Source organism: Streptomyces sp. NPDC007983 (assembly GCF_042958345.1).
Classification (GTDB): domain Bacteria; phylum Actinomycetota; class Actinomycetes; order Streptomycetales; family Streptomycetaceae; genus Streptomyces.
On record NZ_JBIBJI010000010.1, the window covers coordinates 146,496 to 161,124 of the forward strand.

The following is a 14,629-nucleotide window of genomic DNA, read 5'->3' on the forward strand; positions in this document are numbered from 1 at the left end:
GGTGCCCGGACGCGTTTCGAGGGGCCCGGTCCGTCGACCAGGCCCCTCGTTTCCCCTCCCCAGGGCTTCCTCTGAAATCCCCCCAGATCCCCTCCAGGAAGCCCGATGCCAGGTACGACCGGCCAGGGTGCGGAAGGGTTGCACGATTTTCGGAAGTTATTGATCCGTTACTTCAGGTCCGCAGAACTCCGCCTCGATCACCTCGAAGTAGCGGGACGAGTCCGGGAGCCGGTCTCCGTTGGCGTTGAACGCCAGCTGATGCGTGCCGTCCTCCGTGCCCACCACCGCCGACAGCGAACCATTGGTGCGGCCGCTCTTGCCCACCACGGTCACCCCACAGGACAAGGTGGCCACTTCGACCCCCAGCCCGTACCCGATCCCGCTCGAGGGCACCTCGTCCAGCATCTCGTCCAGCTGGGCGCGGGGCAGCAGTCGGCCGCGCATCAGGGCGCGGTCGAAACGGTTGAGGTCACCGGCGGTGGATATCAGCTCGCCCGCCGCGCCCAGCCAGCTCATGTTCTGCTCGGTGGCGTCGTGGACCGGCGCATCGGGGGAGTCGTCGTGGAGCCATGAGTACGCGACGGGGTGCGGCCTGGGCATTCGCGGGTCGGTGCCGGGGAACGACGTTTCGCGCAGCTTCAGCGGCTTGATGATCCGCCGCGTCGCCTCCTGCGCGTAGGAGTGTCCCGTCACCTTCTCGATGACCATCCCCGCGAGGACGTAGTTGGTGTTCGAGTACCACGGCTCCCCGCCCGGCGCGGAGTGCGGCGGATGCTTCATCGCGACCGCCACCAGGTCCTCGGGCGTGTAGGTGTCGTAGCGGTGCTCGGGGAAGCCGCTGCCGGAGGTGTTGACCTGGAAGTCCGGGTCATCGGTGTAGTTGTAGAGGCCGCTGGTGTGGTTGAGCAGGCGCCGCAGGGTGATTCCGCCGCCGTCGTTGCCGTTGCCCCGCACCACCCCGGGCAGCCACTTCCCGACCGGGTCGTCCAGGCTCAGCCGTCCCTCCGCCTCCAGTTGGAGGAGGACGGTCGCGATGAACGGCTTGGTAATGCTCGCCGCCCGGAAGTGGTCATCGAGCGACCGTTTCCGACCGGTATCGGTGTCCGCATACCCCGCCGACCCGAACCAGGTCTTCTCGCCGTCCCGCACCATGGCCGCCACCCCGGGCATCCCGCCCTCCTCCACCCACTCCCGCAGCGCGTCACGCGTGGCCTCGTGGCCGTCCGTCGTGGCGGCGTGCGCGGGCGTGAGGATGGCGGCGCCCAGGGCCAGGCTCACCACCAGTGCGCATAAGCCGCCGCGTGCCGCTCTCTGTCTCATCCGTAGACCTCCGGGTCACGTGGGGGCCTGGGTGGCCCCCGCGGTGTGAGTGACGCGGCCCGCGCCCCGGGGGTTGATCGGCTTGCTCCGGCGCCGCGGAGAGGTGACCCCGCCGTCGCGGAAAAATTTCCGGGTGGCCGCGACAACCTCGGGTGGGGCCGCACGTCTGGTGGGGTGAAGGCGGGTTTCCGGGGCGGGTCTTCCGGCCCCCGGCGCCGCCTGACCCGTCAGTGTTCCCTCGACCTCTTGGAGGCGTCCCCATGCGGCACATCCGCGCACAGAAGCCGAACCGCCCCGCGCGCACCTGGGTTCTGGGGTCGGCCGCCGGTATCGCCCTGCTCGTGGGCGGCGGCATGGCCGCCCAGGCGGCCACCGCCGACCACTCGCGACCGGCCACCACATCGAGCACGTCCACCCCGGTGCCGGTGCCGTCCGCGCCCGAATCGGCAGCGCCCAAGCCGGTGCCGTCCGCTCCGGGTGACACCGAGCCCAAGCCCGTGCCATCCGCTCCGGGTGACACCGAGCCCAAGCCGGTGCCCTCCATCCCGGGTGACACTCAGCCCAAGCCCGTGCCGTCCGCCCCGGACGACACCGAGCCCAAGCCGGTGCCCTCCGTCCCGGGTGACACTCAGCCCAAGCCCGTGCCGAGCACGCCCGAATCCACCCGGCCCAGGCCCGTCCCCTCCGTCCCCGGTTCCGCGCACCCCAAGCCGGTGCCCTCCGCTCCGGCCCACCGCTAGCCGTCAGTCCCGGATGGGTCAGGGCCGGATCCGGAGCCGGCCCCGGCCCACCGATGAGGTGAACGAGGACGATGCAGCTCACTCATGTCCTGCCGTGGTGGGTCCGGCTGCTCCGCCGTACCCGGACGACCGCCTCGCCGCCGGGCGTGGAACCGCCACCCGCGCGGCGGCGGTTCCGGCTGCTCAAGCCGGCGGACGACGGCCAGGACGGCCGGGACAGCCGGGGGCCGAGCCCCACGCTGGCCGATCTGTACCGGGCCCGGCGGCTGGACATGGTCCGACTTGCTGTGTTCCTGGTGGACGACCAGCACACCGCCGAGGATGTCGTCCAGGACGCCTTCGCCGCGGTGTGCCGCAGGCACGGTTCCGCGTTGGACAGCCTGGAGGACGCACACGCCTATCTGCACACCGCTGTCGTCAACGCCGCCCGCTCCGTGCTGCGCAGACGCCGCACGGCGCGCGCGTACACCCCGCCCCACCAGGGGCAGGGCGCACCGGTCGACGAGCGGCTGCTGCTCGCCGAGGAGCACCGCCAGGTTCTGGACGCGCTGGCGAAACTCACCCGGCGTCAGCGTGAGGTGCTGGTGCTGCGCTACTGGTCGGACCTGACCGAGGCGCAGATAGCCGAGACCCTGGGCGTGTCCCGTGGAACGGTGAAGTCCACCGCGAGCCGCGCGCTGGACACCCTCGAGAAGCTGCTGGAGGCGGCCCGATGACAACGACGCGTCCCGCTGTCGAACGACGGCTGCGCACCGCCCTCGATGCCCGTGCGCGGCTCATCACCGCCCACGACCTGTCACCGGCGCGGCCTCCCACGGGCCGGGCCTGGGGAACCCGCCGGATCTGGCGGACCACCTCCCTCGTCGTCGCGGCCGCGGCCGCCACCGCCGTCCTCTGCTTCCTGCTCCTTCCCGGCTCCCCGGAGCGAAGCCGTCCGGAGCCACCGGCCCACCACCCCCGCGTCTCCGACACCCCCACCCCCACCCCCACCTCCACCCCGAGCGACAGCACCCGCCCCCGGCCGTCCCCCTCGAAACCGGCCCCGGGACTGCCGCGCTGACCGGTACGGGCTCGTGGTCAGCGCGCCTGGTAGCGAGCCGTGTTCTGCTCGGGTCGGGTGCTGTGGCGCTGGAAGCCGGACTTCTCCAGCACTCTGATGGAGGGCGGGTTCGACAGTTCGACTGTGGCGTGGACCGTGTGGACGCCCGGTGCGGCCAGGGCGAAGGCGGTGAGGGCGCGGGTGGCCTCGGGGGCGTAGCCGTGGCCTCGGGGGGGAAGTCATCGGCCCAGTGCGGGTGCCGTGCGCGGGCCGGACGAGGGCAGGCCGATGAGGGCTGGTGGCAGCCATATTCATCAAGCTTCCTCGTCACCGATGAGCACGCGTCTCTCGCGGCGCCGCGACCGTAGCCACACTTCGCCGCCCGCGCAACGGAGTTACGGGCATCAGCGCCGTAGAGCCATGACCGCACCCCATCCGGCTCACCTGCTAGCTTCCGGAAGCGTGAACGACAGCGTGTACGTAGGCAACGCGGGCAAGGACGCGGCACTGGACCGGGGGTGGATCCTCGGGCACTTCAAGGAGGCCGACGACCCCCGCCACAGCGAGGACGTGGAGATCAAGTGGGGCGTCCACCCGCCCGGGGACGAGCGGGCGGAGTGGGTGCGGGGCGAGGAGCGGACGGCTCTGCTGGCGCTCATCAGCGGCCGCTTCCGCGTCGAGCTGCCCGGCCGCAGCGTCCTCCTGGAGCAGCAGGGTGATTACGTCGTGTGGGGGCGCGGGGTCGACCACTCCTGGTGCGCGGAGGAGGAGTCGGTGGTGTTGACGGTGCGGTGGCCGTCGGTGCCCGGATACGCGGTGACCCCAGCGGTGACCCCAGCGGTGACCCCATAGGCGAACGGGCAGCCGACGGCGGTCGCTACAGCACCAGCGCGCGGTAGCGGTCGGCCACCTCCGCCAGGACCTCGGCGCCGTCGCGGGCCCAGAGGTCCGGGTTGAAGATCTCGACCTCGATGGGGCCGTCGTAGCCGGTCGCGTCGACCTGTTCGCGGAACCAGCGGAAGTCGACCGCGCCGTCGCCGAGCTGGCCCCGGCCCAGCAGCACGCCCTCCGGCAGTGGTGTGATCCAGTCGGCGAGCTGGAAGGCGGCGATGCGGCCCTCGGCGCCCGCGCGGGCGATCTGGCCGGCGATGGTGTCGTCCCACCACAGGTGGTAGGTGTCCACGACGACGCCGACCTGGTCGGCCGGGAAGCGGGTCGCCAGGTCGATGGCCTGGGCGAGGGTGGAGACCACGCAGCGGTCGGATGCGTACATCGGGTGCAGGGGCTCGATGGCCAGGCGGACGCCACGCTCGGCGGCGTACGGGCCCAGCTCGCCCAGAGCGTCGGCGATGCGCTCGCGGGCGGCGAACAGGTCGCGGCTGCCGGGCGGGAGGCCGCCGGAGACCAGGACCAGGGTGTCGGTGCCGAGGGTGGCGGCCTCGTCGATGGCGGCGCGGTTGTCGGCGAGGGCCGCGGCGCGCTCATCGGGATCGAGCGCGGTGAAGAATCCGCCGCGGCACAGCGAGGTGACGGTCAGGCCCGCGTCGCGGATGAGCCGGGCGGCGGCCTCCACGCCGTACTTCTGGACCGGTTCGCGCCACAGACCGACGCCCATGACGCCCGCCTTGACGCAGCCCTCCGCCAGCTCCGGCAGCGACCACTGCTTGATCGTTTCCTGGTTCAGGCTCAGGCGCGGCACGGCATTCACTGGGCGACTCCATGAACGGACAGCAGGTGCTTCATACGGGACTCCGCCAGCGCCGGGTCCGGGAACAGGCCGAGGCCGTCGGCCAGTTCGTACGCCCGCGCCAGGTGCGGCAGCGAACGGGCCGACTGCAGGCCGCCCACCATCGTGAAGTGCGACTGGTGGCCCGCCAGCCAGGCCAGGAAGACCACGCCGGTCTTGTAGTAGCGGGTCGGGGTCCGGAAGAGGTGGCGGGAGAGTTCCACGGTGGGGTCGAGCAGGGCGCGGAAGCCCGCGGTGTCGCCGGTGTCCAGGCGGCGTACGGCCTCGGCGGCGAGCGGGCCCAGCGGGTCGAAGATGCCCAGCAGGGCGTGGCTGAAGCCGCGGTCGTCGCCCGCGATCAGCTCGGGGTAGTTGAAGTCGTCGCCGGTGTAGCAGCGCACTCCGTCGGGGAGCTTGCGCCGCAGGTCGATCTCGCGCTGCGCGTCGAGCAGGGAGACCTTGATGCCGTCGACCTTGTCGGGGTGGGCGGCGATCACGTCGAGGAAGGTACGGGTGGCGGCGTCCAGGTCGGCGCTGCCCCAGTAGCCCTCCAGGGCCGGGTCGAACATCGGGCCCAGCCAGTGCAGGACGACCGGCTCGGTGGCCTGGCGCAGCAGATGGCCGTAGACGTCGAGGTAGTCGTCCGGGGTCTTGGCGGCGGCGCACAGGGCGCGGGAGGCCATCAGGATGGCCTGGGCGCCGGAGGCCTCGACGACGGCGAGCTGTTCCTCGTAGGCGGCGCGGACCTCGTCCAGGGTGCGGTCGCCGGGGGGCAGCTGGTCGGTGCCGACGCCGCAGGCGATGCGGCCGCCGACCGCCGTGGCCTCGGCCGACGAGCGGCGGATCAGCTCGGCGGCGCCCGCCCAGTCCAGTCCCATGCCGCGCTGGGCGGTGTCCATGGCCTCGGCGACGCCGAGCCCGTGCGACCACAGGTGGCGGCGGAAGGCGAGGGTGGCGTCCCAGTCGACGGCGGCGGGGCTGTCGGGGCTGACGTCGGCGTACGGGTCGGCGACCACATGGGCGGCCGAGAACACGACGCGGGAGGTGAGCGGGGCGCCGGTCGTCAGGGAGAGGGGCTCGGTGCGGGGTGCGTAGGGGCGGGTCGTACCGCCCGGCCCGGGCAGGTGGAGGGTCACAGGCTCAGCTCCGGTACGTCCAGCCGACGGCCCTCCGCCGAGGACGCGAGGCCCAGCTCGGCGAGCTGCACACCGCGCGCACCGGCCAGCAGGTCCCAGCGCCAGGGCTCGTCCAGCGCGACGTGGCGCAGGAACAGCTCCCACTGGGCCTTGAAGCCGTTGTCGAACTCCTCGTTGTCCGGGATCTCCTGCCACTGGTCGCGGAAGGACTCGGTGGCCGGGAGGTCCGGGTTCCAGACCGGCTTGGGGGTGGCCGAGCGGTGCTGGACGCGGCAGTTGCGCAGGCCCGCGACGGCCGAGCCCTCGGTGCCGTCGACCTGGAACTCGACCAGCTCGTCGCGGTTGACGCGGACCGCCCAGGAGGAGTTGATCTGGGCGATGGCGCCGCCCTCGAGCTGGAAGATGCCGTAGGCCGCGTCGTCGGCGGTGGCGTCGTACGGCTTGCCCTGCTCGTCCCAGCGGTGCGGGATGTGGGTGGTGGCCTGGGCCTGGACGGTGCGGACGGGGCCGAACAGCTCGTGCAGGACGTACTCCCAGTGCGGGAACATGTCGACGACGATGCCGCCGCCGTCCTCGGCGCGGTAGTTCCACGAGGGGCGCTGGGCGCTCTGCCAGTCGCCCTCGAAGACCCAGTAGCCGAACTCGCCGCGGATCGAGAGGATCTTCCCGAAGAAGCCGCCGTCGATGAGGCGCTTGAGCTTCAGCAGCCCCGGCAGGAAGATCTTGTCCTGGACGACGCCGTGCTTGATGCCCGCGGCCTGGGCGAGCCGGGCCAGTTCGAGGGCGCCGTCGAGGCCGGTGGCGGTCGGCTTCTCGGTGTAGATGTGCTTGCCCGCCGCGACGGCCTTCTTGATGGCCTCTTCGCGGGCGGCGGTGACCTGCGCGTCGAAGTAGATGTCGACGCTGTCGTCGGCGAGCACGGCGTCCAGGTCGGTGGAGACGTCGGCGACGGGGTCGAGGCCGTGGCGCTCGGCCATCTCCTTCAGGGCGTGCTCGCGGCGGCCGACGAGCAGCGGTTCGGGCCACAGCACACTGCCGTCGCCGAGGTCGACGCCGCCTTGTTCGCGGATGGCGAGGAGCGACCGGACGAGGTGTTGGCGGTATCCCATCCGGCCGGTCACACCGTTCATGGCGATCCGCACGGTCTTGCGTGTCACGTGGCTTCGTCTCCTCACCAGAGTCACCAGATCCACCGGAGGTGGTGGTAAGCGTCGCAGTAAGCGCTTCACAGTAAGCGCTTACTAAAGGCTACGCTAGCCGCCCCGGCCACCCCTGTACAGGGCATGCACAGGGGTGGGACAGGGGCGGTCAGCGCTTCATCACGGAGTCACCGCGGAGTCACCGCAGAGTCAAGCGATACGCGAGCGGCGAGCGCCCGGTGATCAGCACGCGCAGCCCGGACACGGGCAGATCGCCGCCCATCCAGGTGTAGCGCTCCCCCGGGTCCACGACGGCGGGCTGGCGCGGGCCGCTGCCGTTGCCCGGGCCGAAGGTGATCACGTCATCGCCCGACGTATAGGTTCCGTACCCCTTGACCAGCTGATACGTGTCCTTCTGGCCCGGTACGGGCTCGACGCCGCTCAGCGTGCCCCCGGCCCGGAAGCACAGTTCGAAGGCGAGCGGGACCTCGGACTCGCCGACCTCGACGTCCAGGTTCCAGCCGCCGTCCGCCTCGCTCGCCCGCACCTCGGTGTGCAGGGTGCGCCACTGCTTGGGACGGTGCGGGAAGTCCATCGCAGACCAGAAGCGGCCGTCGTCGGTCAGCGGGTAGCGGCCGTCGGGGCGGCGGTGCTGCGGCGGCAGCGGCAGATGGTATCCGGCGCGGACGTCCGCCCACAGCCGCCAGCCGTCCGCCGTCCGCTCGACGTTCTCGGCGCGGAAGTGGCCGAGCGAGAAGAACTGCGGGGACAGCCGCAGCGAGTCCAGGATCGCGGCGCCCTTGCGCCACTTGAAGAAGGTCGGGTTGGTGGACAGGCCCGAGGAGATCGCGTGGACGTCGGGGAAGTCCGTACCGCCGAAGAGGGACGTACGGGTGGCGCCCCGGCCGATCCGCACCAGCCCGCTGTCCTTGTCGTGCCAGGTGAACTCGGCGGGCACGGCGGTGGCCTTCGGCAGCGGCGCGGCCAGCTCCGGTTCGTCCAGCACCTCGGCGAGGAAGTCCCCGAGCGGGGTCTCGTCGAAGGTCTGGTCCGCCCCGCGCCGCTGGACGGTTTCGGCCATGGCCGCGAAGCGCCCGTCCTTCTCCCGTATCGCCAGCGCCCGGTACTGGAGCCAGTACTCGGACAGATGCTTGACCGTCTTCTGGTCCTGGCGGCGCGAATGCACCGTCTCCACATCGCCGTTGGGCTCCACCAGGTGGAGCGTGGCCTCCAGGTTGCGGCGCACCGTGTCGTACAGCTTCGGGCGGTCGGTGAGCCGGGCGAGGGTCAGCAGCGCGGGGTTGGTGACGATGGGCGCGTACGTGGCGCTGCGCTCGCTGTACTGGCCCGCCTCGTACTGGTCGATGCCCTCGGCCAGCCAGGCGTCGATGCGGCGGGTGTAGCGGGCGTCGGGCCAGAAGGAGTTGATACGGGCGAGCGCGGCGCACACCTTCCAGCGGTGGTTGGGGGTGTGCAGCCCGCCGGTGGAGAGCCCCGATCCGGCCTTGCGGAGGATCTTCTTCAGGGTGGCGCGGACCTTCGCGGTGGACGGGTGGTCGTCGTCGTCCAGCAGGCCGTACAGCAGGCCCAGGTCGACGATCGAGAAGGCGGTGTCCGGCGGGGAGTGCACCGCGCCCTGGTCGAAGAGGCCGTCGTCGAACTGGGCGGCGGCCAGCGCGTCGGCGAGCCGGGTCATCGGCGCGACGAGCGCCGCGTCGTGGTGGTGCTCGGCGTCGGCCCACACATGGACGGAGGTCAGCAGCCGCAGGCTGCGGGCGGCCGGGCGGGCCTGGCCGAGGTTGTTCAGCTGGGCGAGGGTGGCGTCGAGTCCGTCCACCACCTCGGCCACCCGCTTGTCGGCGGCCTTGGTGAGCAGTTCCAGGAACGGCTTGTCGGTACGGCCCCGAGCGGCGGCCGCGGCCTGGGGCGCGCCGGCGGCGAACACCCCGCTGACGGAGGCTCCGCCGGCGGCGGTTCCGGCGAGGAAGTGACGGCGGGGCAGGCTCATGGGTGGTGCTCCGTGGCTCTGGCGGCGATCGCGAGCGGGCCGGGGACGAGGAAGAGGAGGGGCGGGTAGGCCCAGGCGCAGACGGCGGCGGTGGCCACGGCCAGCAGCAGGACGAGGCTCGCGCGGGGCGTGCGCACACTGGCGTACGCGGCCGAGCGTAGCGCGGTGCGCCAGCTCGTGCCCGATTCGGGGCGGGCGCAGGCCCGCAGCAGGACGACCGTGAGCAGCCCGGCCACCACGAGCAGGGCGGGCCGGAAGGCGACCGCGCCGGGCAGCCCCGCCCCGGACGCGAGCGCGTTGAACAGCAGCAGCGCGCCACCGGCCAGCATCCCGGCCCCGGCCAGCAGATCGCCGGTGCGCAGCCGGGACCGCAGGGCGCGGAGGTAGCCGCCCGCGGTGGCGGGGGCGTCCTCCCGTACCCGCCGGTCGAGGACGGCGCAGGCCGTGGACATGGCGGCAGGGGCGGTGATCAGCGGCAGCGAGGCGGCGGCGGTGGCCAGCCCCACCGCCAGGACGTCGGCGAAGAGGGCGAAGCGCGGGCCGGTCAGCTCGCCCGGTTCACGGGTGGTCGCGGAGGACGGCATGGCGGCTCACCCCTTCAGCCCGGAGCTGGCCATGCCCTCGACCAGGAAGCGCTGGAAGGCGAGGAAGAAGAGCACGATGGGCAGCAGGGCGAAGACCGACATCGCGAACATCGGGCCGAACGCCGACTGGCTGGAGGCGTCCACGAAGGAGCGCAGGGCCAGGGTCAGGGTGAACTTCTCCGGCTCGAAGAGGTAGATGAGCTGGGTGAAGAAGTCGTTCCAGGTCCAGATGAAGGTGAAGATCGCGGTGGTGATCAGTGCGGGCCTGGTCAGCGGCAGGATGACGCTGAAGAAGGAGCGGAACGGCCCGCAGCCGTCGATCCGGGCCGCCTCCTCCAGCTCGCGCGGCAGCCCGCGCATGAACTGGACGATGAGGAAGACGAAGAAGGCGTCGGTGGCCAGGAATTTCGGCAGGATCATCGGCCAGTAGGTGTTCACCATGCCGAGCTGGTTGAAGATGATGTACTGCGGGATGAGGATCGCGTGGTGCGGCAGCATGATCGTGGCGATCATGAAGGCGAACAGCGGTCCGCGCATCCGGAACCGCAGCCGGGCGAAGGCGTACGCGGCGAGCGAGCAGCTGATGACGTTGCCGAGGACGGCGCCGCACGCGATGAGCAGCGAGTTCCACAGCAGCCGCCCGACGCTGACCTCGTCGACCCCGTCCAGGGCGGTCGAGTAGTTGCCCCATTCGAAGTGGCTGGGCAGCAATTTGAGGCTGGCGATGACCTCGTCGGCCGGTTTGAACGAGGTCGCCACCATCCAGGCCAGCGGATAGAGCATCACCAGCAGCGCGGCGATGAGGCAGACGTGCAGGACGATCCGACGGACGGGCGCGGGGCGCTTGGGCGCCGCGGCCGTGGTGGTGATCGGGGCGGTGGTCATCGGCCCCCCTCGGTGTTGTCGTTGGCGTAGAAGACCCAGGCGCGGGAGGTGCGGAAGAGCACGGCGGTGACGACCGCGATGGCCAGCAGCAGCACCCATGCCATGGCGGAGGCGTAGCCCATGCGGGAGGCCACGAAGCCACGGTCGTAGAGGTAGAGCGTGTAGAAGAGGGTGGAGTCGGCGGGTCCGCCCTGCCCGCCGCTGACCGCGAAGGCGGGAGTGAAGACCTGGAACGCCTGGATCATCTGGAGCACCAGGTTGAAGAAGAGCACCGGCGACAGCATCGGGATGGTGATCGAGCGGAACTGCCGCCACCAGCTCGCCCCGTCCACGGCCGCCGCCTCGTACAGCTCGACGGGTATCTGCTGGAGCCCGGCCAGGAAGATCACCATGGGGGCGCCGAACTGCCATACGGTCAGCAGCGCGACCGCGAGCAGCGCCCAGCCCGGCTTGGTGGTCCAGCCTCCGATGTGGATGCCGATGCCGGAGAGGAGATTGTCGACGGTGCCGCCGTTGTTGAAGATCGCCCGCCAGACGAGGGCGATGGACATGGACGCGCCGAGCAGCGAGGGCGCGTAGAACGCCGAGCGGTAGAAGCTTTTGCCCCGCTTGACGGACTTCAGCACGAGCGCCACGGCGAGGGCCACCGCCAGTTGCAGCGGCACCGCGACCACGACGTACGTCAGGGTCGTGGTGACCGACCGCCAGTAGCGGGGGTCCTCGGTGAACATCTGGGTGTAGTTGCGGAAGCCCACCCAGCTCGGCGAGTCGAACATGTCGTAGTCGGTGAACGACAGATACAGCGACACGGCCATGGGCAGCAGCGTCAGCACGGCCGCGCCGATCACCCACGGGGACAGGAACACCCACGCTGCGCCCTGCCGTTCGCGCTTCGGCGCCCGCCTCTCGCCGGTACGGGCCGAAGCGCCGCCCTCGGAGCGGGTCATGGTCGCGCTCATTGCCTCAGCTCCGCCTTCGCCTCGGTGATGTATTCCTCGGCCGCCTCACGCGGCGACATCCGCTCGTAACTCACCTGGTCGTAGTCGCGCTGGAAGGTGGTCTGGAGGGAGGCGTCACCCTTGGGCGGAGCTTTTGGTGGGGCGTCGAGCTTGCCCTCGAACTGCTTCTGGAAGTCGAAGACGACCTTGTCGAAGCCCCCGAGCTTGGGCAGTACCCGTTCCCGGAGGGACCCGTTGGCCGGGATGCCCCGGGAGGCGCCGAGGATGGCCCCCGCCTCCGGGTCGTTGAGCAGGAAGTCGATGAACCGGGCCGCCTCCTTGGGGTGTGCCGTTTTGGCGGACGCCCCGTAGAACATCGACGACTTGTAGTACTGGCCCCGCCTCCCGCTCGAGTCGACCGGCAGCGCCGCGAGCCGCACCCCCTCGCCGACGATCGCCTGATAGCCGCTGGCCGCGCTGTCCCAGTTGAAACTGGAGACTGCCTTGCGGAGGCCGAGCGCGGTGGTCTCCACCGATCCGTCCATCTGCGTGGTCACCTCGGCGGGGGCCACCGAACCCTCCTTGCGGAGCTTGGTGCACCACTCCCAGTAGCGCGTCAGATCGTCGGCGGTGAAGCCGAGGCGGGTGCCGCCATGGGTGTAGAGGGACTTGCCCCGCCCGCGCAGCCAGACCTCGAAGATGTCCTCGCTCTGGCCCGGGTCGGTGGAGCCGGCCTGGCCCTTGACGGCCTTCGCCTTCGACTTCGACAGCTTGAGCATCGCGTCGGCCCAGTCGTCCCAGGTCCAGTCGAGGGTCGGCTCGGGGACGCCCGCCGCGCGCCACAGCGCCGCGTCGTACGCCACGGTCTCGGTGTTGCGGGCCACCGGGATCGCGTACCGCTTGCCCTTCACCACCCCGGTGGCCAGCAGCCTCTTGTCGATCTCCGCGGTCCGCAGCTCCGGGTGCTTGCCCAGGTCCAGCAGGATCCCGGAGGTCGAGTACTGGTTGATCTGCCGGTAGTCGAGCTGCATCACATCGGGTGCGTCGCCGCCCGCCGCCTGGGTGGCGAGCTTCGCCTTGTACGTGTCGAAGCCCGCGAACGACGTGCTGATGTCGATGTCGGGGTGGCGCTTCTCGAACAGCTTGACGGCCTGTTCCGTACGGGCCGCCCGGTCGGGGTTGCCCCACCAGGTGAACCGCAGGGTGACCTTGCCGCCCGAGCCACCGCCGCCCTCGCCGCCGCAGCCCGTGAGAGTCCCGCCGAGCGTGAGGACGAGCGCCAGGGCGCAGGACACCGTTGTCCTGTTTCCGCGCATACCGGGGCCGACCTCCCTCCTGTGGTTGTGCGAATGTGCCTTGCCGTGTGTGTGAGGGGGAATGCCGGTGGTTATTCGCCGTAGTACGGGAGCGTCACACCGGGCAGTTCGTACTCGTCCCGGCGCCCGCACATGCCGTAGCCGCCGCGGCGGCTGGGCCCGGTCGCGGTGACCCGCGCCTCGGCGAGGTGGGCCGGATCGCCCTCGGCGAGCGCGGTCAGCTGCTCACCGGTGCGCCGGGCCGCGGCGAGCGCGCCGTCCCGCCAGCGCGGTTCCCAGTCCTTGACCTTGGGGGCGACGATCCGCACCGCCGCCTCGTGGAAGGCGCGCAGCGGTGCGTCGTCGCCCTTCTCGGCGGCGGCCCGCAGGGTGAGGTAGCCCTCGATCGCGAGGTCCCGGCGGCGCCGGGCGGCCGCCTCCGCCTCCGGGCCCTCCTTGGCGGGCAGTGCGGCGGCCGCCGCGTAACGCTCGGGGTCGGCCAGCACCTCCGGCGGGAACGTGAACACCGCGTCCCCGGCCTCGGGCAGCCCGCTGTTCTGCATCAGCACGGTCACCTTCAGGCCGCCGCCCTGCACCATGCGGTGCACGGTGCCCGGGGTGAACCACACCACCGCGCCCGGCTCCAGCGGCGTCTCGGTGAAGCCGTCGGCCACAGTCAGGGTCTGGACGGCGCCGCGCCCGGCGGTGACCACGTACGCCTCGGTGCAGGCGAGGTGGAGGTGGGGGCTGCCGCCGCAGACGCCGTCGGCCGCCTCCCACTCGTACGCGCTGATGTGGGACATCCCCACGCCGCCCGGCAGCGGGGCGGGCATCGCAGAAGACGCAGCCATCTCGCTCACCACCCGTGGTTCTTGAGGTAGCTCTCGGCGCGCGTCCGGTCCCACGCGCCGTCGGCGACCACCACGCGGTAGCGGTAGCCGAAGGACTCCCCCGGCGGCAGCTCGAACTCCTCGAAGAACGCCCACGAGGGGGCGACCGAGGGGATCGGCTCGGAGCGCACGAACCAGTGGGAGGCGTGGATCGCCTCCGCGTCGTCGAGGTTTTCCGGCGCGTGTGCGAACAGCAGCGTCGAGTGCGCGTCGACGTCGTCGTGCTCGGCGGTGAAGGCGATCCAGGGGGCGTCGGCGGCCGGGGTGCCCATCAGGTCCGAGGCGCCCGCCTCGCCCTCGCCGCCGCGCCCGTCCGGGCCGAAGGCGTCGCCGCCGGTGAAGTCGCGGGGGCCGCGCCAGTTGAGCCCGGTGTACCCGGCCATCTCGCGGCCCGCGGTGGTCGGGGAGCCGAAGTGCAGCGCCTCACCACGGATGTTGGTGAGCCGGATGGACCAGTCCAGGGCCCAGCTGCCCTCGTCCGGCTCGACCGAGTGCAGCTCGATGGATCGCAGCTCGCGCGCCCACTCCTGGCCCCCGTTCTCGACCCAGGTGAGCTTCTCGGTGAAGCGCAGCCGGTCGTCGGTGACCGTGAACTCCTCGAAGCCGTCGTGCCGCATGGAGCCGACCCGCTCCTCGACCCGCTGGTAGCCCTGGTCGGGGCCGAGGTAGGAGTTGCCGCCCCAGAAGTTCTGGCCGGACAGATGGCTGGAGGTCATCTGCAGGCCCTTGTGCCAGCGGTGGTCGTTGGGCCGGTAACCGGAGACCGGGCTTCCGGCGAGGGTGCGCAGCGGGTGGGCGTACGGCTTACGGGCCTCGAAGGCGTCCGGGTCGGGCTTGTAGACGTAGGCCATCAGCTCGACGCCGCCGGAGGCGACCGAGATCCGCTCGCCGTGTGTGTGGGTGACGGTGATCTGCTGGGTCATGACGGC

The 14,629-nt window shown here is 71.5% G+C and carries 15 protein-coding genes and 1 pseudogene; 4 read left to right on the plus strand and 12 right to left on the minus strand.

Annotated elements, in window-relative coordinates; genetic code table 11:
- Positions 1-156: 156 nt before the first annotated feature.
- The gene (locus tag ACFZCY_RS28760) at positions 157-1,320 is read right to left on the minus strand and encodes a serine hydrolase (protein WP_391179420.1); all 1,164 of its coding nucleotides are present in this window, start codon (positions 1,318-1,320) and stop codon (positions 157-159) included.
- Between the two features lie 260 nt (positions 1,321-1,580).
- Between ACFZCY_RS28760 and ACFZCY_RS28765 the strand changes: the two genes are divergently transcribed.
- From ACFZCY_RS28765 to ACFZCY_RS28775, 3 genes are all read left to right on the plus strand, one after another.
- On the plus strand, positions 1,581-2,060 hold the full coding sequence (locus ACFZCY_RS28765; protein WP_391179423.1) for a hypothetical protein: 480 nt from the start codon (positions 1,581-1,583) through the stop codon (positions 2,058-2,060).
- Positions 2,061-2,131: 71 nt separating this feature from the next.
- Entirely contained in the window at positions 2,132-2,776 is a 645-nt protein-coding gene (locus ACFZCY_RS28770; protein ID WP_391179426.1) for a sigma-70 family RNA polymerase sigma factor, read from the plus strand.
- A complete protein-coding gene (locus tag ACFZCY_RS28775; RefSeq protein WP_391179428.1) occupies positions 2,773-3,120 on the plus strand; it encodes a hypothetical protein in 348 nt (115 codons plus the stop codon). Before ACFZCY_RS28770 ends, ACFZCY_RS28775 begins: the two co-directional genes overlap by 4 nt.
- A gap of 17 nt (positions 3,121-3,137) precedes the next feature.
- Here ACFZCY_RS28775 and ACFZCY_RS28780 read toward each other — a convergent pair.
- Positions 3,138-3,317 (minus strand): annotated as a pseudogene (locus ACFZCY_RS28780) (GNAT family N-acetyltransferase); the annotation flags it as partial.
- Between the two features lie 244 nt (positions 3,318-3,561).
- On the opposite strand from ACFZCY_RS28780, the gene ACFZCY_RS28785 reads away from it, so the two are divergent.
- On the plus strand, positions 3,562-3,951 hold the full coding sequence (locus ACFZCY_RS28785) for a signal peptidase I (protein ID WP_391179431.1): 390 nt from the start codon (positions 3,562-3,564) through the stop codon (positions 3,949-3,951).
- Positions 3,952-3,976: 25 nt separating this feature from the next.
- On the opposite strand, the gene ACFZCY_RS28790 is transcribed toward ACFZCY_RS28785, so the two are convergent.
- The 10 genes from ACFZCY_RS28790 to ACFZCY_RS28835 all read right to left on the minus strand — a co-directional run bounded on the left by ACFZCY_RS28790 (position 3,977) and on the right by ACFZCY_RS28835 (position 14,623).
- On the minus strand, positions 3,977-4,807 hold the full coding sequence (locus ACFZCY_RS28790) for a TIM barrel protein (protein ID WP_391179433.1): 831 nt from the start codon (positions 4,805-4,807) through the stop codon (positions 3,977-3,979).
- Positions 4,804-5,961 carry a DUF993 family protein gene (locus ACFZCY_RS28795; protein WP_391179435.1) on the minus strand — a complete coding sequence of 386 codons (1,158 nt, stop codon included), beginning with the start codon at positions 5,959-5,961 and terminating at the stop codon, positions 4,804-4,806. Before ACFZCY_RS28795 ends, ACFZCY_RS28790 begins: the two co-directional genes overlap by 4 nt.
- On the minus strand, positions 5,958-7,118 hold the full coding sequence (locus ACFZCY_RS28800; RefSeq protein WP_391179438.1) for a Gfo/Idh/MocA family oxidoreductase: 1,161 nt from the start codon (positions 7,116-7,118) through the stop codon (positions 5,958-5,960). Before ACFZCY_RS28800 ends, ACFZCY_RS28795 begins: the two co-directional genes overlap by 4 nt.
- 181 nt (positions 7,119-7,299) lie before the next feature.
- Positions 7,300-9,108, minus strand: a complete 1,809-nt coding sequence (locus tag ACFZCY_RS28805) for a hypothetical protein (protein WP_391179441.1) — start codon at positions 9,106-9,108, stop codon at positions 7,300-7,302.
- A complete protein-coding gene (locus ACFZCY_RS28810) occupies positions 9,105-9,692 on the minus strand; it encodes a hypothetical protein (RefSeq protein WP_391179443.1) in 588 nt (195 codons plus the stop codon). Before ACFZCY_RS28810 ends, ACFZCY_RS28805 begins: the two co-directional genes overlap by 4 nt.
- Positions 9,693-9,698: 6 nt before the next feature.
- On the minus strand, positions 9,699-10,577 hold the full coding sequence (locus tag ACFZCY_RS28815; RefSeq protein WP_391179445.1) for an ABC transporter permease subunit: 879 nt from the start codon (positions 10,575-10,577) through the stop codon (positions 9,699-9,701).
- Positions 10,574-11,536: an ABC transporter permease subunit gene (locus ACFZCY_RS28820; protein WP_391179448.1), complete on the minus strand. Its 963-nt coding sequence runs from the start codon at positions 11,534-11,536 to the stop codon at positions 10,574-10,576. The genes ACFZCY_RS28815 and ACFZCY_RS28820 overlap by 4 nt, the downstream gene beginning before the upstream one ends.
- Positions 11,533-12,831, minus strand: a complete 1,299-nt coding sequence (locus ACFZCY_RS28825) for an extracellular solute-binding protein (protein WP_391179450.1) — start codon at positions 12,829-12,831, stop codon at positions 11,533-11,535. The genes ACFZCY_RS28820 and ACFZCY_RS28825 overlap by 4 nt, the downstream gene beginning before the upstream one ends.
- A gap of 71 nt (positions 12,832-12,902) precedes the next feature.
- Positions 12,903-13,661, minus strand: a complete 759-nt coding sequence (locus ACFZCY_RS28830) for a cupin (protein ID WP_391179454.1) — start codon at positions 13,659-13,661, stop codon at positions 12,903-12,905.
- Positions 13,662-13,666: 5 nt separating this feature from the next.
- A complete protein-coding gene (locus tag ACFZCY_RS28835; RefSeq protein WP_391179457.1) occupies positions 13,667-14,623 on the minus strand; it encodes a DUF6807 family protein in 957 nt (318 codons plus the stop codon).
- Positions 14,624-14,629 lie beyond the last annotated feature (6 nt).

Coding starts and splice junctions, on each gene's coding strand:
- ACFZCY_RS28760 (WP_391179420.1), bottom strand. CDS start 1,320: ATGAGACAGAGAGCGGCACGCGGCGGCTTATGCGCACTGGTGGTGAGC.
- ACFZCY_RS28815 (WP_391179445.1), bottom strand. CDS start 10,577: ATGACCACCGCCCCGATCACCACCACGGCCGCGGCGCCCAAGCGCCCC.
- ACFZCY_RS28835 (WP_391179457.1), bottom strand. CDS start 14,623: ATGACCCAGCAGATCACCGTCACCCACACACACGGCGAGCGGATCTCG.
- ACFZCY_RS28805 (WP_391179441.1), bottom strand. CDS start 9,108: ATGAGCCTGCCCCGCCGTCACTTCCTCGCCGGAACCGCCGCCGGCGGA.
- ACFZCY_RS28765 (WP_391179423.1), top strand. CDS start 1,581: ATGCGGCACATCCGCGCACAGAAGCCGAACCGCCCCGCGCGCACCTGG.
- ACFZCY_RS28830 (WP_391179454.1), bottom strand. CDS start 13,661: ATGGCTGCGTCTTCTGCGATGCCCGCCCCGCTGCCGGGCGGCGTGGGG.
- ACFZCY_RS28810 (WP_391179443.1), bottom strand. CDS start 9,692: ATGCCGTCCTCCGCGACCACCCGTGAACCGGGCGAGCTGACCGGCCCG.
- ACFZCY_RS28770 (WP_391179426.1), top strand. CDS start 2,132: ATGCAGCTCACTCATGTCCTGCCGTGGTGGGTCCGGCTGCTCCGCCGT.
- ACFZCY_RS28825 (WP_391179450.1), bottom strand. CDS start 12,831: ATGCGCGGAAACAGGACAACGGTGTCCTGCGCCCTGGCGCTCGTCCTC.
- ACFZCY_RS28775 (WP_391179428.1), top strand. CDS start 2,773: ATGACAACGACGCGTCCCGCTGTCGAACGACGGCTGCGCACCGCCCTC.
- ACFZCY_RS28820 (WP_391179448.1), bottom strand. CDS start 11,536: ATGAGCGCGACCATGACCCGCTCCGAGGGCGGCGCTTCGGCCCGTACC.